Source organism: Actinomadura graeca (genome assembly GCF_019175365.1).
GTDB lineage: Bacteria > Actinomycetota > Actinomycetes > Streptosporangiales > Streptosporangiaceae > Spirillospora > Spirillospora graeca.
Window position 1 is genome coordinate 7,344,371 of the sequence record NZ_CP059572.1, and the last position, 19,956, is coordinate 7,364,326.

The following is a 19,956-nucleotide window of genomic DNA, read 5'->3' on the forward strand; positions in this document are numbered from 1 at the left end:
CTGTGTTGCTCCTTTAAACACATCCTGCGCGCGAGCCCTACATGCGCGTCACGCCTGCACGTCCCGTATGCGCGTCCTTCACACGTGTTCGTTCTTGCGTCGATCCGCTGGACGGCGTCATCCGTTTGAGCGGCGCCCTCCGCTGGACGGCGTTATCCGTTTGAGCGCGGTCATCCATTGGACGGCGTCAGACGATGGTGCGGATGGCCGCCAGCGTGCTCGGAAGCTGGAGCGAGACGCCCGTGAACCGTTCCGCCGGGGCGTGCGACTCGGGCTCGTAGAGGGTGAGGCCGATCGAGGGCAGCCGTACCGTCCGCCCTCGCCGGACGACGTCATGGCGAAGGCCGCGGAACAGTGCGACCACGTCCGCGGCGGGCTCGTCGAGCAGGTCGATGCCGTCGAGCCGGAACCTCATCTCCGGGTTGCCGCTCCAGCCGGGGGCGCGCGTCCCGAAGATGTCGGCGAGCCGCTCGGCGCCGTCCTCGCCGCGCTCGGTGGACAGCGCGAGCCGCCCGCGTCCCACCCGGACGCTCCGGTGGTCGGCCCACCCGCACAGGAACGACGCCTTGGGCGGCGGGGTGCCGCACCGCTCGGCGATGGCGGCGAGGGCGGTCCAGGCGTCCGGCGCCTGGGTCGAGAACAGGAGGTCGGCCTCCGGGAGGAGGGCACCGCGACCGGGGTCCAGGGTGATGACGAACGGCGGCACGCGGCCGGGGAACCGCGCGGGGTCGGGCTCCCGGAGCGTGACCAGGCCCTCCCACTCGACCGGCTCGTCGACGGCGAACCAGGTGATCGCGGCCTCGGCGCCGAGGTCGCGGAACGTCGCGTCCGTCAGCCGCTCGCCGACCGACTCGCGCAGCGCGTCCGCCGTCTCGCACAGCCGCCGGTGCCACCAGGGCGGCTCCGGTCCAGACCCCGCGCCGGTCTGCCAGCGGGTGCCGGCCCCGGTGAGGTCCCAGCGCCGTACCGCGCCGGAGTCGGCCACGACCACGCAGTGCCAGCCGTCCGGCTCGCCGCGCAGCAGGACACGCGCGGGCACCCGCCCCCGGCCCGCCTCCTCATTCCGCATTCGGACGACCCTATCCGCCCAAGAGGCGCAGCACATTCCATTCGGGCGTGTCCCGGCGCGCCTCCGGCGAACACCCCCGGGACCGGCGCCCCGTTCCGGCCGCCGACCTGGGGCGCGCCCGGCTCGACCAAGATCGTCCCGCGGGGGTCCGTGTCCGGCCCGGTGGTTTTGCCGCGACACGGCGGCGCTGCTTGGCCTGGCCCGAGATGTCGGTACGGTCGGAGGGCAGCGGCCGTGACGGGGTACCGTGCCTTTCGGCCCAGTCGACCGGCAGATCCGACCTCCGGAGGTTTTCGCGTGACCCACTCCGAGCAGGTCCTGCGCTCCCCGGCGGAGCGGGAGGCGGTGAACGGCGCCGTCCGCGCGCTGCGGTCCGCCGCTCCCGCGGGCTGGGAGCGGCTCGGTTTCGAGTTCCGCGCGACGGTCGGGATCGACAGCGCGTCCTTCGAGGTCCAGGGCGCGGACGGACGGCGCCGCAAGGCCATGCCGCCTGGTCAGGCCGTCGGGCGGATGGACGAGCTGCGCCGCGTCATGTACCGGCGCGGTAAGGGCGCCTGGTTCACCGCCCGCCTGGAGGTCGAGCGCTCGGGACGGTTCAGCGCCGAGTTCGACTACGAGGGCGAACCCGAGTTCACCCCGCCTCTGACGCCGTCCGCCTACGCACTGGACCTCGACCGGTTCCCCCGCACGGACGAGCACATTCCGGAGTGGCTCCGCGAAAAGCTCAACGAGGCGTGACCCCCGTCGTCGGCAGTCGGACGTGATCGCCGGGACGGGCCGCGAGCGTGATCGCGCCCGCGGCGCGCGCGTGATCACGGAGGGCCGGAACACCGTCCGGGTGAGGGCAGACTTGAGGGGTGCCCGCTACCTTGCCCGATGGTGATCCCGTACCCGCCGACGGTGCGCTGCCCGGCAGCGCCCTGGAGGGGCTGGGGACGCGGCCGTTCGCGTTCTATATCCATGTCCCGTTCTGTGTGACACGGTGCGGCTACTGCGATTTCAACACCTACACGGCGACGGAGCTGGGCCCTGGCGCGAGCCGCGATTCCTATGCGGACACCGCCATCGCCGAGGTCCGGATGGCGCGCCGGGTACTGGGCGACGCCGGCCTGCCGGTGGAGACCGTGTTCGTAGGCGGGGGCACCCCGACCCTCCTGCCACCGGACGACCTCGGCCGCATCCTCGCCGCCGTCGACGCCGAATTCGGGCTCGCGTCCGGCGCGGAGGTCACCACCGAGGCCAACCCGGAATCGGTGGACGAGGCGTACCTCGGAAAGCTGCGGGAAGCCGGATTCACCCGCGTCTCGTACGGCATGCAGAGCGCGCGCGAGCACGTCCTGGCCGTCCTGGAACGGACCCACACCCCTGGACGCGTCCCACAGGTCGTCGACTGGACGCGCAAGGCGGGCTTCGAGCACATCAACCTGGACCTCATCTACGGAGCCCCAGGAGAGACCGACGACGACTGGCGCGCCTCCTTGGAGGCCGCCCTGGAGGCCGAGCCCGACCACGTGTCGGCGTACGCGCTCATCGTCGAAGACGGAACCCGCCTGGCGGCGCAGGTGCGCCGTGGTGAACTGACCCCGCCCGACGACGACGCCATGGCCGATCGCTACCTCATCGCGGACGAACTGCTGTCCGCGCACGGCCTGCGCTGGTACGAGATCTCCAACTGGGCCACCGACCCCGCCGCCGCATGCCGCCACAACCTTCTCTATTGGACGGGCGCGGACTGGTGGGGTGTCGGCCCCGGCGCCCACAGCCACGTCGGTGGGACGCGCTGGTGGAACGTCAAGCATCCCGCCGCCTACGCCGCACGTCTCGCCGACGGGACGACCCCTGCCCACGCCCGCGAGATCCTCGACGCCGAGGATCGCCGCATCGAGCGGATCATGCTGGAGCTGCGGCTCGCGGACGGCTGCCCGGCGGGGCTGCTGGACGGCGCGTCCGCCCGCCGGGCCATGGCCGACGGCCTGATCGAGCCGGGCCCCTACGAGGACGGGCGCGCCGTGCTCACCCTGCGCGGGCGCCTGCTCGCCGACGCCGTCGTCCGCGACCTGACCTGATCTACCTCACCTGCCCTGCCCTGACCTGGCCTGAACGGTGGGCCCGTCCGTCAGCTGATCATCGGCCAGGCCATGAAAGAGGGGTAGCGGTACCACTCGCCCCGGTTGGCGGCCAGCCCCGCCATGATCAGGAAGACGATCGACGCGATGGCGGTCGCGATCATCGTGACGAACCCGATGAGGACGAAGAGCAAGATCAGGTTGATGATGAAGTAGACGAACTGGGTGATCGCGAAGTTGAGGCCCTGGGCGCCGTGGTGCCGCAGGTACGCCGACTCGTCCTTCTTGATCAGGTAGACCAGCAGCGGGGCGATGACCCCAAGGAGGAACTGCCCGAGGTGGGCCATCATCGCCCAGGTCCGCTCATCGGAGGTCGTCATGCTGTGCGCGCCCTGCGGACCGTACGGCTGCACCTGCCCGCCGTAGTCGTAACCCTGCGGCTGCTGCCCGTACACAGGCTGCTGCTCGTATCCGGGCTGACCGGATCCAGCCTGGCCGGACCCCGATTGGCCATACGCAGGTTGCCCGTAGCCCTGTTGCCCGTACCCCGACTGCCCGTACCCCGACTGGCCGTACCCCGACTGGCCGTATCCGGGCTGCTCATATCCGGGCTGACCATAGGGCTGCTGTCCGGGCTGCCCGTAACCTGACTGCCCGTAGCCTGACTGCCCATACCCTGGTTGCCCGTATCCGGGCTGCTGACCTCCCGGGTATCCGGGCTGCTGACCGTAGCCTGGCTGTTCTCCCTGGCTCTGACCAGGGTTCTCCTGGCCCTGTGGATTGCCCTGTGGATTGCCCTGCGGGTTGCCCTGAGGATCCGGCTGCCCGTGCGTCATCGCGGTGCTCCTTCCCGGCGCCGCCACCGGGCGGGCCGGCGTCAGGGTGCGGGGGCGGTCACGAAGTCGATGAGCTCCTCGACGCGTCCTAGAAGGGCGGGTTCGAGGTCGGTGTAGGTGTTCACGGAGCGGAGAATCCGCTTCCAGCCCGCACGCACGTCCTCCCTCCAACCGAGCTCGGCGAGGACCCCCTCCTTCCAGGGTACGCCGCGCGGGATCCGGGGCCAGGCGCGGATTCCGACGGCCGACGGCTTCACCGCCTCCCAGATGTCGATGAAGGGGTGGCCGGTGACGAGCACATGCGGGGACGTGACCCGCGCGGCGATCCGGCTCTCCTTGGAACCCTCCACGAGGTGGTCGACGAGGACGCCGAGCCGCCGCCCCTCGTCCGGGCCGAACTCCTCGACGATGGCGGGCAGGTCGTCCACGCCCTCCAGATACTCCACGACGACGCCCTCGACGCGCAGGTCGTGGCCCCAGATCTTCTCCACCAGCTCGGCGTCGTGGATGCCTTCCACGTAGATGCGGCTCTCCTTGGCGACCCGGGCGCGCAGCCCCTGGACCGCGATCGAACCGGACGCCGACCGGGCCGGTCCTCTCCCGCTTGTGCCCTTACCGCTTGCGCCCTCGGCAGTGGCACCCTTGGCAGGGCCGCCGTCGGCGGCGTCCCCCGCGGTGCCCGCCGCGGCGCCGCCCCCCGGCATGGCGTCCGGCCGGACCAGCGTGACCGGCTTCCCGTCGATCAGGAACCCGGCCTTCGTGAGGGGGAACACCCGCCTCTTGCCGAACCGGTCCTCCAGGGTGACGCCGAACTTGTCGCAGCCGACCACGGCGCCGCAGAAGCCGCTGTCGGGATCCTCCGCCACAAGGCCGGGTTCGGCCGCGATCTCGGGTATCCGGCCCTTGCGGGGCCGCCGCCAATCGCCGGACAGCACGTCGTTTCCGTACTTCTTGCTCCGCACAGCTCCGCACATTAACCGTAAGGATAAGATCGCGCAGCCGTCCGGAAGCGCGCCCCCGGCGCTTCCCGCCGGTCGACCCGTCAGCGCGCCGGGACGGTGTGCGGGCCGCGGGCACTCCAGAACCGCGCCCGCTGGCCGTACACTTGGCACTCGGGAGTACGGAGTGCCAGCGGCGGCGGCCGGTGGCCCGGACCTATGGGGGCCCGTGGCAGGGGATGAAGGAGGTGACCACGTGCTGGACGACCGGAAACTCGCGGTCCTGCGCGCCATAGTCGAGGACTACGTCTCCACCAATGAGCCGGTGGGTTCCAAGGCCCTGGCCGACCGTCACAACCTCGGTGTGTCCCCGGCCACCATCCGCAACGACATGGCCGTGCTGGAGGAGCAGGGGTACATCGCCCAGCCGCACACCAGCGCGGGCCGCGTGCCCACCGACAAGGGCTACCGCCTGTTCGTCGACCGGCTGTCCACGATCAAGCCGCTGTCGGTCGCCGAGCGCCGCGCGATCGAGACGTTCCTGTCCGGCGCCTACGACCTCGACGACGTCGTCGGCCGGACGGTCCGCCTGCTGGCGCAGCTCACCCGTCAGGTCGCGGTGGTGCAGTACCCGTCGCTGACCCGCTCGTCGGTGCGGCACGTGGAGCTGGTCCCGGTCGCCGAGGGCCGGCTGCTGCTCGTGCTGATCACCAACACGGGGCGGGTGGAGCAGCGGGTCATCGAGACCGTCGGCGTGGTGTCCGAGGAATCGATCGGCCACCTGCGGGCGTTGCTGAACACGTGCCTGGACGGGCTCGGCCTCGGCGACGTGCCGACCGCCGTCGCGGACCTGCCCGACAAGGTCGGCGCCGACGACCGGCCGGTCGCCGCGGCCGTCCTGTCGGTGCTGCTGGAGACGCTCGTCGACAAGCATGAGGAGAAGATCGTCTTCGCGGGCGCGGCGAACCTCGCGGCCGTGGACTTCTCGCAGAGCCTGCGGGACGTGCTGGTCGCGCTGGAGGAGCAGGTGGTCCTCATGAGGCTGCTCGGCGAGACCGGCGATTCCTCTACTCTTACGGTGCGGATCGGCACCGAGAACCCCGACGAGGGGCTCCGGTCGACCTCGGTCGTCGCCGCCGACTACGGCGTGGGCGACCTCACACTGGCCCGGCTGGGAGTGCTCGGGCCGACACGCATGGATTACCCCGGCACGATGGGAGCGGTACGGGCAGTGGCACGCTACGTGGGACAGATCCTGGCGGGGTCGTAAGTGGCCAACGACTACTACGCGACCCTGGGCGTCCGCCGGGACGCCAGCGCCGACGAGGTCAAGAAGGCCTACCGCCGGCTCGCGCGCGAGCTCCACCCGGACGTCAACCCCGATCCGGAGACCCAGGAGAAGTTCAAGGAGATCACCCAGGCGTACGAGGTGCTCTCCGACCCGAAGAAGCGCGAGATGTACGACCTCGGCGCGGACCCGTTCGCGGCAGGCGGGGCCGGTGGGGGCGCCGGAGGGTTCGGCGGCGCCGGGTTCCCGTTCAGCGACATCATGGACGCCTTCTTCGGCACCGCCGCCTCGCGGGGTCCCCGCTCCCGCGCCAGGCGCGGCCGCAACGCCACGCTGCGGGTCGAGCTCGACCTGTCCGAGACGGCGTTCGGCACGACCCGCGAGCTGTCCATCGACACGGCGGTCGCCTGCACGAGCTGCGAGGGCTCGGGCTGCGCGCCCGGCACCCACCCCGAGACGTGCGAGACGTGCCACGGGCGCGGCGAGGTGCAGCAGGTGCAGCGCTCGTTCCTCGGCCAGGTGATGACGGCCCGCCCGTGCCCGGCGTGCGGCGGCTTCGGCTCGGTGATCCGCAACCCGTGCGCCGAGTGCTCCGGTGACGGCCGGGTCCGCACCCGCCGCACCGTCAAGGTCAAGATCCCGGCGGGCGTCGAGAACGGCATCCACATCCAGCTCGCCGGCGAGGGCGAGGTCGGGCCGGGCGGCGGCCCGCCCGGCGACCTGTTCCTGGAGATCGTGGAGAAGCCGCACCCGATCTACGAGCGGGAGGGCGACGACCTGCACTGCACGGTCGAGATCCCGATGACGGCCGCCGCGCTCGGCACGAACGTCACCATCGAGACCCTGGACGCCGCCGAGGGCGTCGACATCAAGCCGGGCACGCAGTCCGGCCAGGTCATCACCCTCTACGGGCGGGGCGTCCGGCACCTCAACGAGAGCGGCCGCGGCGACCTGATGATCCACGTGAACGTGGAGACCCCCGGCAAGCTGGACGAGGAGCAGGAGGAGCTGCTGCGGCGGCTGGCCAAGCTCCGCGGCGAGGAGCGCCCGCCCGGCAAGTTCGCGCCGGGGCAGCGGAGCGTCTTCTCACGGCTCCGCGACGTCTTCAACCAGCACCCCGGCTAGGGATGCGCCCGACCGAGTCCAGCCGCCCGACGGAGTCCAGCCGCCCGGCCGAGTCCAGCCGCCCGGCCGTGACCCGCCTGCTGACCGCGTCCCGCCTGACCGCGACCCGCCCGGCGGGCCCCGTCGCCCGCCGTCCTGACGGTCACGCCGCCCGCCGTGCGGTGTGTTCCTGCCGCCGCGAGGGCCCGTGAGCCCGCCGGTGTTCCTCGCCTCGACCGAGGCGCTGGAGGGCGAGCGGGTGCTGCTGGACGGCCCGGAGGGACGGCACGCCGCCACCGTCCGGCGGCTGCGTGCGGGCGAGCGCGTCGACCTGACCGACGGCGCGGGCCTGCTGGCCGAGTGCGTCGTCACCACGGTCGACCGCGCCTCCCTGACGCTCGACGTGCTGGCCCGGCACCGGGAGCCGCCTCCCCGGCCGCGGCTCGTCGTCGTGCAGGCCCTTCCGAAGGGCGACCGGGGCGAGCTGGCCGTGGAGACCATGACCGAGGTCGGCGTCGACGAGATCGTCCCGTGGTCGGCGGCCCGCTGCGTCACCCAGTGGCGCCCGGAGCGGCGTGAGAAGGCGCTCGGCCGCTGGCGCGCCACCGCCCGCGAGGCGGGGAAGCAGGCCCGCCGGAGCCGCCTGCCGCACGTCGCGGACCTGGCGTCCACGGCGAGGGTCGCCGAGCGGCTCGCGGCGGCGTCCCTGGCCCTCGTCCTGCACGAGGAGGCCGACGCGCCGCTGAGCGCCGTCGAGCCGCCCGCGGACGGGGAGATCGTGCTCGTGGTCGGCCCCGAGGGCGGCATCACCGGCGAGGAACTGGAGCGGCTGGGCGCGGCGGGGGGCCGTCCCACGCGGCTGGGCCCGACGGTCCTGCGGACGTCCACGGCGGGCGTCGCGGCCGCGGCCGTCCTCCTGGCGGCCACCGGACGCTGGTGAGTCCGAAAGCCCCCTAAAGCGCCCTGAGGACGGCCTACGGTCCCCTCAAGGCTCCCGAAGCCCCTCAGAGCCTCACGGGCAGAGCCCACGCGAGCCTCCGCGCAAACGCCGCAGAGGGCGCGCGAGCTCCCGACACGGGGTGAAGCCTCAGGAATCCCTCAAGAAGCCTCAGGAATCCCTCAAGGGGTTTCCGCGGAGCCTTGCTCGGACGTCGTGGAGGGTTCACTGGACGTCGGAGCCGTCGGCTTGTCGGTCGGCACCGGCTCGGTGGGGTTGCTGGACGTCGGCGGCGTCGGCGTCGGGCTCGCCGGAGGCGTCGGGGTGGCGCCAGGGCACTGCGTCGCGGACGGCTTCGCGTCGGGCTCCTTCTCCTTCTCCTTCGGCTTCGTCGGTGTGGCGGGGGCCGAGGGAGAAGCGGCGGACGGGATCGCGCAGGAGGACGAGCCCGGCGTGCCGGAGGCGGTGGGCGTGCCGAGCATGCTGGGGGAGCCGGGCGCGCTGGGATCGGGCGCGGCCGGGTCGCCGGGCGGGATCGGGCGGCCCTGCGCGTCGGTGCGGTCGCCGTCGGTGTCGGCGCCGCCGTCCCCGGAGGGACCGCTGCCGCTCACCGACTGCTGGATGAGGTCGATCGTCTGCGGGGCGGTCACGCCGATCCCGGCGATGGCGATGGCGGCGGCCACGGCCAGGACGGGCCGCGTCCAGTTCACCGCGAACCGGTCCGGCCCGAACCAGGCCGGCCCGAACCGGTCGAGGCCGAAGCGGCGGCGGCCTCCGCCGTCGGCGATCCGGGCCCGGATGCGTTCCAGGCCGTCCTCCGCGGGGGTGACCGAGTCCGCCTCCGCGTGCAGGGCGCGGCGGAGGATCTCGCCGTGCTCGTCGTGGGGCTCGGTGGTCATGAGAACTGCTCCAGGACGTTGCGTAGCGCGGTCATGCCGCGCGCCGTATGGCTCTTCACGGCGCCGCGGGAGATCCCCATGGTGCGGGCGATCTCCGCTTCGGAAAGATCGGCGTAGTAGCGCAGGACGAGCGCCTCCCGCTGGCGGGCGGGAAGGCCGGACAGCGCCTCGATCACGGCCGAGCGCTCCAGCTCCCCGATGGCCCCGGCCTCCGCGCTCGGGGCGTCCGGCAGCCCCTTCGGCGCGTACTTCTCCACCACGGCGCGGTGCCGCAGCACCGATCGCGACCGGTTGACGACCGACTGGCGCAGGTACGACAGGGCCTTGTCCGGATCGCGCAGCCGCCGCCATCCCCCGTGCATCGCGACGAACGCGTCCTGGACGACCTCCTCGGCCGTCCCGGAATCCCGTACGAGCATGGCGGCGAGACGGACGAGCGAGCGGTAGTTGGCGCTGTACAGCGCGGTCACCGCCTGATCGGCATCCCAGGCGACGACGACAGCGGCCGCCGGCGTGCCCCTGGCCACAAGGGTCTCGGTCACGTCAGTGGGACGCGCGCCCTCCTCGTCGGGTTTACGAAAGGGCATCTCTTGGTCTGCCTCGGTCACCTATCCGCCGCCTTTGCCGTCCCCCGGCCATCCATTCGGACGGTTCCTCCGCAACGGCATTAATCGGGCGTTCCCATCCGGTGGAGGCGCGCCGCGATGCCTGCGATCCGGGGGGTACGCCTTGAGCTGACAACCTTAACGAGCGGCCGGTCGAAATGCGGCCCGACGGCCGGACATCGATCTTCGCGAGCCTATACAGGACGTGGCCGTGCGGACCATCCTTGTGACCGTCTCGATAGGATTCCAAGGCGGTCACGGCCGCTGGGGAGGAGACTGATGACCGACTGCCTGTTCTGCAAGATCGTTTCCGGGGACGTGCCCGCGGAGATCGTCCGCGAGGGCGCACGGGTGATCGCGTTCCGCGACATCAACCCGCAGGCGCCCACGCATGTGCTGGTCATCCCCCGGGAGCATCACCCGACGGCCGCCGGGCTGGCCGCCGCCGACCCCGGCCTCCTCGGCGAGCTCGTGGGCGAGGCCCATCGCGTCGCCGAGGACGAGGGCATCGCCGGCACCGGCTACCGGCTCGTGTTCAACACCGGAGCCCAGGCGGGCCAGACGGTCTTCCACGTCCACGCGCACGTCCTCGGCGGCCGTGGCCTGAACTGGCCGCCGGGCTGACCCGCCCGGGGCCCCGGCATCCCGGAGCCTCCAAGCCCAGGCGTCCCGGAACCCCTGCGTCCAGGCGCCTGCGGGCCATCCGCGGCGGCCCCGTCGCGCCCTCGCGGCCGTCCCTGCGCCGCCCTCTCCTCGTGCCCGCGCCCGCCAGCGTCCGCCCTCAACGGCGGCGTCCGGACGGGGTGAATATGGCGGCGTCCCGTCGTGGGTCGCCAGTACCATGGAAGCGACACACGCTGGACACCGGAGCAGACAGAAAGCAGGTCCGAGAGGCCGCAAGGCCCGGCTGATGGTCGAATCAACTCACGCGAGGCGCGAAGACCGCGCAGGCCAGCGCACCCAAATCAAGATCGTTGTGCCGGACGACCATTCGATGGTGAGCCTGCTCGGCTCCCGGGACGAGTCGCTCCACGCGATCGAGCGCGCGTTCGGCAGCGACATCGACATCCACGTCCGGGGCAACGAGATCACCGTGACCGGCCCCGAGAACGAGACCGGGCTGGTCTCCCGGCTCTTCACCGAGCTGCTCGACCTGCTGAAGGGCGGCGCGCAGCCCACCCCCGACGCCGTCGAGCGGAGCCTGGCGATGCTGCGCGCCGAAGGCGGCGCCCGCCCGGCGGAGGTGCTCACCCTGGACGTGCTGTCCAGCCGGGGCCGCACGATCCGCCCGAAGACGCTGAACCAGCGCCGCTACGTCGACGCGATCGACAAGCACACGATCGTGTTCGGGATCGGCCCGGCGGGCACCGGCAAGACGTACCTGGCGATGGCCAAGGCCGTCCGCGCCCTCCAGGACAAGAAGGTCAACCGGATCATCCTGACCCGGCCCGCCGTCGAGGCGGGGGAGCGGCTCGGCTTCCTGCCGGGAACGCTGTACGAGAAGATCGACCCGTACCTGCGGCCGCTGTACGACGCGCTGCACGACATGGTCGACCCCGACTCGATCCCCCGGCTGATGGCCGCCGGCACCATCGAGGTCGCCCCCCTGGCGTACATGCGGGGCCGCACCCTGAACGACTCGTTCATCATCCTCGACGAGGCGCAGAACACCTCGCCCGAGCAGATGAAGATGTTCCTCACCCGCCTCGGGTTCGGCTCCAAGGTCGTGGTCACCGGCGACGTCACGCAGGTCGACCTGCCCAACGGGCAGCTCAGCGGGCTCCGCGTCGTCCAGGACATCCTCGACGGCGTCGAGGACATCCACTTCTGCCGCCTGGACAGCCGCGACGTCGTCCGCCACAAGCTCGTCACCGACATCGTCGACGCCTACAACCGCTACGACGAGGCCAGGGTCCCCGCGATCAAGCAGGGCGCGGCCGGGCGCGGCGGGTCCCGCAAGCGGGGGCGGTAGTGAGCATCGAGGTGCTGAACGAGTCGGGCGCCGAGGTCGCGGTCAAGGACCTCGCCGACCTCGCCCGCCACGTCCTCGACGGCATGCGCGTCCACCCGCTCGCCGAACTGTCGGTGCTGCTCGTGGACGAGACCGCCATGGCCGAGCTCCACGAGAAGTGGATGGACGAGCCCGGCCCGACCGACGTGCTGTCCTTCCCCATGGACGAACTGCGCCCCGGCCACATGTCGGGCGGCGCCGACGAGGAGGGCGACGCCGACCCGGGGCTGCTCGGCGACGTCGTCCTCTGCCCCGCCGTCGCCGAACGGCAGGCCCGCGAGGCCGGGCACAGCACCGGGGACGAGCTGGAACTGCTGTGCGCGCACGGCATCCTGCACCTCCTCGGCTACGACCACGCCGAGCCGGAGGAGCACAAGGAGATGTTCGGCCTCCAAGCCGACCTGCTCACCTCCTGGCAGGAGAAACGCGGCCGGTCATGACCGCCGCGACCCGGTCATGAGCACCGCGCAGGGATGGCTGTCCGCCCTGGCGGTGGTCCTGGTGCTGCTCGCCGGGCTGCTGGCCGGCACGGAGACGGCGCTTGCGCGGGTGTCGCGGGTCACCGTCGACGAGGTCGTCCGGGAGGGCCGCCGCGGCGCGCGGCGGCTCGCCGAGGTCGTCGCCGACCCCGCCCGCTACGTCAACATGGTGCTGCTGCTGCGCATCGGCTGCGAGCTGGTCGCCACCGTCATCGTCGCGGACCTGTGCGTCTCCTGGCTGGACGAGACGTGGCGCGCCTACGTCGTCGCCGCCGCGATCATGATCGTGGTCAGCTACGTCGTGATCGGCGTCGGGCCCCGCACCCTCGGCATCCAGCACGCCGACCGGATCGCCCTCGCCGGCGCCGCGGTGATCCACCCGGTGACACGGGTGTTCGGGCCCCTCCCGCGGCTGCTGATCCTCCTCGGCAACGCGCTGACGCCGGGCAAGGGCTTCCGGGAGGGCCCCTTCGCGTCCGAGGCCGAGCTGCGCGACCTGGTCGACCTCGCCGAACAGCGCAGCCTCATCGAACCGGACGAGCGCGAGATGATCCACTCCGTGTTCGAGCTCGGCGACACCCTCGTCCGCGAGGTGATGGTGCCGCGCACCGACATCGTCTTCATCGAACGCGGCAAGACCCTCCGGCAGGCGATGTCGCTGGCATTGCGCAGCGGCTTCTCCCGCATCCCGGTCGTCGGCGAGAACGAGGACGACGTCGTCGGCATCGCCTACCTCAAGGACGTCGTCCGCCGCAGCCAGGAACACCGCGAAGGCGAAGGCGTCGAGACCGTCGACTCCGTCATGCGCGACGCCACCTACGTCCCCGACAGCAAACCCATCGACGAGCTGCTGCGCGAGATGCAGGCCCGCCGCATCCACCTCGCCATCGTCATCGACGAGTACGGCGGCACCGCCGGACTCGTCACTATCGAGGACATCCTGGAGGAGATCGTCGGCGAGATCACCGACGAGTATGACCGGGAGATCCCCCCGGTCACCTGGCTCGACGACGACGCCGCCCGCGTGACCGCCCGGCTGCCCGTGGAGGACCTCGCCGAGCTCTTCGACGCCGAGATCGACGTCGAAGAGGTCGAGACCGTCGGCGGCCTCCTCGCCCACGCCCTCGGTCGCGTCCCCATCGAAGGCTCCACCGCGGAGGTCGGCTCCGCCGACAACGGCGCCGTCCTGTCCCTGAAAGCCGAGACCATAGCCGGCCGCCGCAACCGCGTCGGGACTGTACTTGTTCGGCGAACCCTCGGCGTCAGGCGCTAGAGCGCCTTCCTTCAACGGGTCCGCGGCGATCGCTGCATCGCTTCGACTCGCCCTGGGGGCTCGCTGCGCGATCAGGTTTTCGCTCCGCTCGAACCTGGCTTCGCACGCGATCGCACGCTGTGTCTATTGCAGTGCCCTTGGCGTCGGGCGCTGGGGCGCCTTCCTTCGGCGGGCGCTGCGGCGATCGCTGCATCGCTTCGAACTCGCCCTGGGGGCTCGCTGCGCGATCAGGTGCTTGCTTCGCTCGCGCCTGGCTTCGCACGCGATCGCCCGCCTGAGGTTGTCGCCTGGTTGCGGTTACCGGGGCTGCTTCGTGAGAGCGTGCGAGTCGTGTGTGGGGGTTAGAGGGTGGTTTGTAGGGTGCCGTCTGGGGTTGCCAGCAGGACGGTGGCCTTGGGGCCCAGGTCGCGGACGGCGGTCACGTCGGACGGGTCGGGGGTGGGGGCGGTGGTGACCAGGGCGGCGGCCTCCAGGTCCTCGGCGCCGCTCGATACCGCCATCGCCACGGCGACCTTGAGGGCCGACAGCTTCAGGGACGGCAGGTCCACGCTGGTCGCCGCGTAGGTGCGGCCGGTCTCGTCCCTGACGGCGGCGCCCTCGGCGGCGCCCGTGCGGGCCCTGGACGACCGTGCCAGGGTGATGATCTTCGCGTCCTCGGGGTTCAGCTCGCTCACGCGACAAGCGTACGGGGCCGCGCGGCGCATCCCGTCCGCAAGTGCCCCGGCGGGGCGTCGCAAGTCGCCGCCAAGTGGGCGGCAAGGGCCGCGGGCGACCCTCGGTGCGTCGAAGACGATGTCCTGGGGAGAAGTGATGTCCCGTCTGCTCTATCGCCTCGGGAGGGCCGCCGCGCTGCGGCCCTGGCGGTTCGTCGCGGTGTGGCTGGTGCTCGTGGGCGCGATGGCCGGGCTCGCCGGCGTCGCGGGGGGCGCCCTGCACGACGACTACACGCTGTCGGGATCGGGCTCGCAGAAGGCCACGGATCTGCTGGAGGAGCGGTTCCCCGCGCTGTCGGGCGCGGACGCGCGGGTCGTGGTGCACGCCCGGTCGGGCAGGGTGGACCAGGCCGCCCTCGCCGCGGCGAGCGCGAAGTTGAGCAGGCTTCCGAACGTCAGCGCGGTCGATCCCCCGCGGCCGTCCCGAGACGGCTCGACCGCGCTGATGACCGTCCGGTACTCGGTGCCGGTGACCGACCTCGCTCCCAAGCCGACCCTGGACCTGCTGCGGGACGCCACCGCGAACCTCGGCGAGGCCGGGTACCAGGTGGAGTTCGGCGGGCAGGTGCCGGAGAACGTGACGGCGCCCGGCGGGGTCGCCGAGGGCGTCGGGGTCGGGGCCGCCCTGGTGATCCTCCTGCTGGCGTTCGGGTCGGTCGTCGCGGCGGGGCTGCCGCTGATCGTCGCGCTCGCCGGGCTCGGCGCCGGGGTGTCGGGGATCACGCTGCTCGCCGCGTTCACGAACGTGGCGAACACCGCGCCCACGTTGGCGATCATGGTCGGGCTCGGGGTCGGCATCGACTACGCCCTGTTCATCCTGACCCGGCACCGTGAGGGACTCGCGGAGGGCCTGGACGTCCCCGAGTCGGCGGGGCGGGCCATCGCGACCGCCGGCCTGTCGGTGATCTTCGCGGGGTTCACGGTGCTGCTGGCGCTCTGCGGGCTGGTGCTGTCGCGGATCCCGGTGTTCATGACCATGGGGTTCGCCACCGGGCTGGTGGTCGCGGCGACGGTGCTGAGCGCCGTCACGCTGCTGCCCGCCGTGCTGGGTCTCGCGGGCGGGCGGGTGCTGCGCCGCCGCGACCGGGCGCCCGGCGCCCGGATCTCCGCCGAGTCGCCGCTGGTGCGACGGTGGGCCGAGCACGTCGGGCGCCGCCCGTGGCCCTGGCTGCTCGCCGGGCTCGTGCTCATGCTGACGCTGGCCGCGCCGATGCTCGGCATGCGGACCTGGCCGAGCGACGCCAGCAGCGAGCCGTCGTCCAACACCGTCAGGAAGGCCTACGACCTGGTCGCGGACGGCTACGGGCCCGGCGCCAACGGTCCCCTCCTCGTCGCCGCCGACCTGACGAAGGTGGACCCGGCGTCGCTGGGCGCGCTGGGCGAGCGGCTCTCCAGGGTCCAGGGCGTCACGGCCGTCGCGCCGCCGCTGCCGTCCCCGGACCGCCGCGCCGCCGTGATAGTCGTGACCCCGGCGTACGGGCCGCAGGACGAGCGGGTCACCGGGCTCGTCGACCGCGTCCGCGCGGACGCGCTGCCGCCGGGCGCGGAGGTCACCGGGCTGACCGCCGTCTACGTGGACCTGTCCCGGGTGCTGTCGGAACGGCTGTGGCCGGTGATCGGCGTGGTCGTCGCCACCTCGTTCATCATGCTGATGATCGTGTTCAGGTCGGTGCTGGCGCCGCTCAAGGCCGCCGCGATGAACATGCTGTCGATCGGTGCCGCGTACGGGGTGCTCACCGCCGTGTTCCAGTGGGGGTGGGGCGCCGGGCTGCTCGGCCTCCCGCACGCCGTGCCCGTGTCCAGCTTCATCCTGCTGCTGATGTTCGCGGTGCTGTTCGGGGTGTCGATGGACTACGAGGTGTTCCTGCTCTCGCGGGTCCGGGAGGAATGGCTGGCCGGCGGCGACGCGCGCGGATCGGTGATCACCGGGCTGGCCGCCACCGGCCGGGTGATCACCAGCGCGGCACTGATCATGGTGGCGGTGTTCCTCGGCTTCGCGATGGACCCCGGCGTGGTCATCAAGCAGATGGGCGTCGGGCTCGCGGTCGCGGTGGCGCTGGACGCGACCATCGTGCGGCTGCTGCTGGTGCCCGCCGTGATGGCGCTGCTCGGACGGGCGAACTGGTGGCTGCCGGGACCGCTGGCCCGTGTCCTGCCGGACATCGGCCTGCACGGCGGCTCCGGCCACGGCGCGGACGCGGAGAAGCGGCCCCAGCCCAGCCCGGCGTGATCACCGGCTAGGTCCGCGCGGCCGTCCGTCATGTCCCGTTACGCTGAACGGGACATGACGACTGCTGTGCGCGTGCTGGGCGCCTTCGGCGTGGCGGTGGCAGGCGTGCCCGCCGACCTCGGCGGTCCCCGCCAGCGCTCGGTGCTGGCGCGTCTCGTCGCCGCGCACGGCCGGATGGTGCCGGCGGACCGGCTCGTCGAGGACCTGTGGGCGGGGACGGCGCCGCCGCGCGCCGCGGCCGGGCTCCAGTCGTTCGTGTCGCATCTGCGGCGCGCCCTCGAACCCGCGCGCCCGCCCCGCACGCCCGCGCGGATCCTCGTCACCGAGCCGCCCGGGTACGCGCTGCGGCTGCCGGACGGCGACGTCGACGCCTGGCGGTTCGACGCCCTGATCGACGAGGCCGCGGCGCTGCTGGACGCCGGTGATCCCGCCTCCGCGCGGGGCCGCGCCGAGGCCGCGCTGGCGGAGTGGCGCGGGCCCGCCTACGCCGAGTTCGCGGTCCTGCCGTGGGCCGCCGCCGAGGCCGCCCGCCTGGACGAGCGGCGCCGCCTCGCGGTCGAGCGCCGCGCCGAGGCCATGCTCCGGCTCGGGGCCGCCGCCGAGGCCGTCCCGGACCTGGAGGCCCACGCCGCCGCCGAGCCGCTGCGCGAGGACGCGTGGCGGCTGCTGGCCCTCGCGCTCTACCGGGCGGGACGCCAGGGCGACGCCCTCGCGGCGCTCCGCCGGGCCCGCGCCGCCCTCACCGAGGAACTCGGCGTCGATCCCGGCCCCCGGTTGCGCCGCCTGGAGTCCGACATCCTCGCCCAGGCGCCCTCCCTGGACACGGCGGACCGTCCTGTGGGCGCCGGGGACCCGGCCGCGGAGACCGGCCACGCCCGCCGCCCGCCGCTGCGGCTCGCGCCCGAGCCCCCCGGGCCGCCGGGCGGGGAGCCCGCGGCCAGGGGCGGCCGCGCGGGCCGGTCCGCGTTCGTCGGGCGGGAGCGGGAGCTGGCGCGGCTGGACGAGGCGGCCCGGTCCGCGGCGGCGGGACGCGGCGGCGTCGTCCTCGTCGGCGGGGAGGCGGGCATGGGCAAGACCGCCCTCGCCGAACGGTTCGCGATCACCCTGGGCGGACGGGGCTGGACGCGCGCGTGGGGGCGCGCCGCCGAGACCGCCGGGGCCCCGGCGGCCTGGCCCTGGGCCGAGCTGCTGCGCGAGCTGACCGCCGCGGCGCCGCCCGAACCCGGCCTCGCCGGGCGGCTCGGCCCGCTCCTGGACGACACCGCCACCGGACGCGCCGAGGCCGACGCCGGCAGCGGCCGGTTCCGGCTCCACCTGGCCGTGGGCGACTACCTCGACGGCGTCGCGGGCCGGGCGCCGCTGCTGCTCGTCCTTGAGGACCTGCACTGGGCCGACGAGGAGACCCTCGCGCTGCTGGTCCGGCTCGCCGACCGGCTCCGCGGCCGCCCCGCCCTGCTGCTGGCCACGTTCCGGCAGACGGAGGTCCCCGACGGGCTCGCCGCCGCCCTCGCGGCGCTCGCCCGCTTCGAGCCGGCCCGCATCGACCTCGGCGGTCTCTCCGCCGCCGAGGTCGCCGTGCTCGTCCGCGACACCTGCGACGCCCGCCTCGACGACGCCGAGCTGTCGGCCATCGCCGAGCGGACCGGCGGCAACCCGTTCTTCACCCGCGAGACCGCCCGGCTCCTGGAGGCCGAGGGACTGCCCGCCGCCACCCGCCGCGTGCCCGCCGGCGTCGGATACGTGCTGCGCCGCCGGATCGCCCGGCTGCCCGCCGCCGCGCAGGCCGTCCTGCGGGACGCGGCCGTCGTCGGACGGGACGCGGGCCTCGGCGTCCTCACCGACCTCGCGGGCGACGAGGACACCGTCCTCGACGCCGTCGAGGCGGGCCTGGCGTCCGGGCTGGTCACCGAGCCCGCACCCGGGCGGATGCGGTTCGCGCACGCGCTCGTCCGCGACACCCTCTACACCGGCGTCTCCCGTGCCCGCCGGACCCGCCTGCACGGCCGTGTCGCGGCGGCGCTGGAGCGGCACACCCCCGACGAGGTCGCCGCCATCGCCCACCACTACCTGGAGTCCGGCGCCGACCCCGGCAAGGCCGTCCGGTACGCGCGGCTCGCCGCGGAGGCCGCCGAGGCCCGCTTCGCGCACGGCGCGGCGGCGTCGCTGTGGGCCCGCGCCGTGGAGACGCTCCGCGCGCAGGGCCCCGACGCGACCCGCGAGCGGCTGGAGACCGAGGTCGCCGCGATCCGCGCGACCGCCCTCTCCGGAGACGTCGTCGCCGCCCGGGAGCGGCGCCTCGCCGCCATCGCCGACGCCCGCGCGTCCGGCGACGTCCGCGCGCTGGCCCGGGTCATCGCCAGCTTCGACGTCCCCACGCTCTGGACCAGCCGCGAGTACGGGTCCCTCGACCTGGACGTGGTCGAGGCCACCGACGAGGCCCTCGCCCGCCTTCCCGCGGACGAGGCGGAGCTGCGGGTGCGCCTTCTCACCACGCTGGCGATGGAGCTGGAGGGCCAGCAGCACGACCGCGGCGTCACCGCGTCCGACGAGGCGCTCGCCGCCGCCCGCTCCCTCGGCGTCCCCGAGCTGATCGCCCTCGCGCTCAACGGCTGCTACATCAACGCCTACCGCACCGCCGACGGCCTCGGCCGGCGACGGCGGATCGCCACCGAGCTGCTCGGCCTCGCCACCGAGCACGACCTCGGCACCTACCTCGTCCTCGCGCACCTGCAACTCCAGCAGACCGCCGTCGCCGCGCTCGACCTGCCGGCCGCCGACCGGCACCTGGAGGAGGGCCGCAGGCTCGCCGAGCAGTACGGCCTGCCCCTGCTCGCGCAGATCGCGGACTGGCACAGCGGCCTCGTGCACGCCTTCACCGCCCGCTTCGACGCCGCCGAGCGCGCCTACGAGGAGGTCGGCGGCGCCATCGGCCGGACGAGGATCTGGTTCAGCGAGCGCGGCATGCTGTTCCTCGGCGCGTTCTGCCTGCGGCTCGTCCAGGGCCGGGCCGCGGAGATGGTGGAGGAGGCCGCCTGGCTGCACCGGCAGTGGTCGCACGTCGGGGCCACCGCCGACGTCCACGCCCTCGCGCTGGTCGCCGCCGGGCGCGCCGCCGAGGCCCGGCGGATCGTCGCCGGGGTGGGGCCCGTCCGCCGCGACTACTTCTTCGACCTCACCATGTCGGCCCGTGGCCTGCGCGCCATCGCCCTCGGCGAACGCGGGCTGGCCGAGGAGGTCTACGCCGAGCTGCTCCCGTACGCCGGGCACGTCACCGGCGGCGCCACCGCCCTCGCCACGATCGGGCCGGTCGCGCACGTCCTCGGCGACCTGGCGCTGTTCCTGGAGCTCCCCACCCACGTCGTCGCCGGCCACTACCGCGCCGCCGCCGAGGTCTCGGCGCGCCTCGGTGCCGTCCAGTGGGGCGAGAAGGCCGAGGCCGCCCTGGCCGGCCTCGGTACCCCCGCGGCCTGAGCGATGGACGGGGCGGGCGGCCGGGTGGGCGACAATT

At 73.5% G+C, this 19,956-nt stretch carries 17 protein-coding genes; 11 read left to right on the plus strand and 6 right to left on the minus strand.

The annotated features are described in order from the left end of the window. Positions 1–187: 187 nt before the first annotated feature. Entirely contained in the window at positions 188–1,069 is an 882-nt protein-coding gene (locus tag AGRA3207_RS32660) for a hypothetical protein (RefSeq protein ID WP_231330967.1), read from the minus strand. Between the two features lie 297 nt (positions 1,070–1,366). Here AGRA3207_RS32660 and AGRA3207_RS32665 point away from each other — a divergent pair, with 297 nt between their 5' ends. Together AGRA3207_RS32665 and hemW are read left to right on the plus strand one after the other, a co-directional pair. Next, positions 1,367–1,807: an antitoxin YezG family protein gene (locus AGRA3207_RS32665; RefSeq protein WP_231330968.1), complete on the plus strand. Its 441-nt coding sequence runs from the start codon at positions 1,367–1,369 to the stop codon at positions 1,805–1,807. Between the two features lie 119 nt (positions 1,808–1,926). Next, positions 1,927–3,135 (plus strand): radical SAM family heme chaperone HemW, encoded by a 1,209-nt coding sequence (hemW, locus tag AGRA3207_RS32670; RefSeq protein ID WP_231330969.1) that lies wholly within the window; start codon positions 1,927–1,929, stop codon positions 3,133–3,135. 50 nt (positions 3,136–3,185) lie between these two features. On the opposite strand, the gene AGRA3207_RS32675 is transcribed toward hemW, so the two are convergent. Further along, complete coding sequence (locus AGRA3207_RS32675; RefSeq protein ID WP_231330970.1) at positions 3,186–3,590, minus strand: DUF4870 domain-containing protein; 405 nt, start codon at positions 3,588–3,590, stop codon at positions 3,186–3,188. A 422-nt stretch (positions 3,591–4,012) separates the two neighbouring features. Continuing rightward, on the minus strand, positions 4,013–4,933 hold the full coding sequence (locus tag AGRA3207_RS32680) for a DUF3097 domain-containing protein (protein WP_231330971.1): 921 nt from the start codon (positions 4,931–4,933) through the stop codon (positions 4,013–4,015). 232 nt (positions 4,934–5,165) lie between these two features. Between AGRA3207_RS32680 and hrcA the strand changes: the two genes are divergently transcribed. The 3 genes from hrcA (at position 5,166) to AGRA3207_RS32695 (ending at position 8,241) form a co-directional block, all read left to right on the plus strand. Further along, positions 5,166–6,179 (plus strand): heat-inducible transcriptional repressor HrcA, encoded by a 1,014-nt coding sequence (hrcA, locus tag AGRA3207_RS32685; RefSeq protein WP_231330972.1) that lies wholly within the window; start codon positions 5,166–5,168, stop codon positions 6,177–6,179. Next, positions 6,180–7,322: a molecular chaperone DnaJ gene (dnaJ, locus tag AGRA3207_RS32690; RefSeq protein ID WP_231330973.1), complete on the plus strand. Its 1,143-nt coding sequence runs from the start codon at positions 6,180–6,182 to the stop codon at positions 7,320–7,322. A 187-nt stretch (positions 7,323–7,509) separates the two neighbouring features. Then, entirely contained in the window at positions 7,510–8,241 is a 732-nt protein-coding gene (locus AGRA3207_RS32695; protein WP_231330974.1) for a 16S rRNA (uracil(1498)-N(3))-methyltransferase, read from the plus strand. Between the two features lie 179 nt (positions 8,242–8,420). On the opposite strand, the gene AGRA3207_RS32700 is transcribed toward AGRA3207_RS32695, so the two are convergent. Beyond that, the gene (locus tag AGRA3207_RS32700) at positions 8,421–9,137 is read right to left on the minus strand and encodes a hypothetical protein (RefSeq protein WP_231330975.1); all 717 of its coding nucleotides are present in this window, start codon (positions 9,135–9,137) and stop codon (positions 8,421–8,423) included. Continuing rightward, a complete protein-coding gene (locus AGRA3207_RS32705) occupies positions 9,134–9,679 on the minus strand; it encodes a SigE family RNA polymerase sigma factor (RefSeq protein WP_231336470.1) in 546 nt (181 codons plus the stop codon). Before AGRA3207_RS32705 ends, AGRA3207_RS32700 begins: the two co-directional genes overlap by 4 nt. 342 nt (positions 9,680–10,021) lie before the next feature. Between AGRA3207_RS32705 and AGRA3207_RS32710 the strand changes: the two genes are divergently transcribed. The 4 genes from AGRA3207_RS32710 to AGRA3207_RS32725 all read left to right on the plus strand — a co-directional run bounded on the left by AGRA3207_RS32710 (position 10,022) and on the right by AGRA3207_RS32725 (position 13,505). After that, the gene (locus AGRA3207_RS32710) at positions 10,022–10,366 is read left to right on the plus strand and encodes a histidine triad nucleotide-binding protein (RefSeq protein ID WP_231330976.1); all 345 of its coding nucleotides are present in this window, start codon (positions 10,022–10,024) and stop codon (positions 10,364–10,366) included. Between the two features lie 286 nt (positions 10,367–10,652). Further along, positions 10,653–11,714, plus strand: a complete 1,062-nt coding sequence (locus AGRA3207_RS32715) for a PhoH family protein (protein ID WP_231330977.1) — start codon at positions 10,653–10,655, stop codon at positions 11,712–11,714. Next, a complete protein-coding gene (gene ybeY, locus AGRA3207_RS32720; RefSeq protein WP_231330978.1) occupies positions 11,714–12,193 on the plus strand; it encodes an rRNA maturation RNase YbeY in 480 nt (159 codons plus the stop codon). The genes AGRA3207_RS32715 and ybeY overlap by 1 nt, the downstream gene beginning before the upstream one ends. A 16-nt stretch (positions 12,194–12,209) precedes the next feature. Next, positions 12,210–13,505 (plus strand): hemolysin family protein, encoded by a 1,296-nt coding sequence (locus tag AGRA3207_RS32725; RefSeq protein ID WP_231330979.1) that lies wholly within the window; start codon positions 12,210–12,212, stop codon positions 13,503–13,505. Between the two features lie 341 nt (positions 13,506–13,846). Here the strand turns inward: AGRA3207_RS32725 and AGRA3207_RS32730 are convergent, their stop codons facing one another. Next, entirely contained in the window at positions 13,847–14,179 is a 333-nt protein-coding gene (locus AGRA3207_RS32730) for a cytidine/deoxycytidylate deaminase family protein (protein ID WP_231330980.1), read from the minus strand. A 136-nt stretch (positions 14,180–14,315) separates the two neighbouring features. On the opposite strand from AGRA3207_RS32730, the gene AGRA3207_RS32735 reads away from it, so the two are divergent. Both AGRA3207_RS32735 and AGRA3207_RS32740 read left to right on the plus strand, forming a co-directional pair. Next, positions 14,316–16,448 carry an MMPL family transporter gene (locus AGRA3207_RS32735; protein WP_231330981.1) on the plus strand — a complete coding sequence of 711 codons (2,133 nt, stop codon included), beginning with the start codon at positions 14,316–14,318 and terminating at the stop codon, positions 16,446–16,448. A 54-nt stretch (positions 16,449–16,502) separates the two neighbouring features. Continuing rightward, positions 16,503–19,919: an ATP-binding protein gene (locus AGRA3207_RS32740; RefSeq protein WP_231330982.1), complete on the plus strand. Its 3,417-nt coding sequence runs from the start codon at positions 16,503–16,505 to the stop codon at positions 19,917–19,919. Positions 19,920–19,956 lie beyond the last annotated feature (37 nt).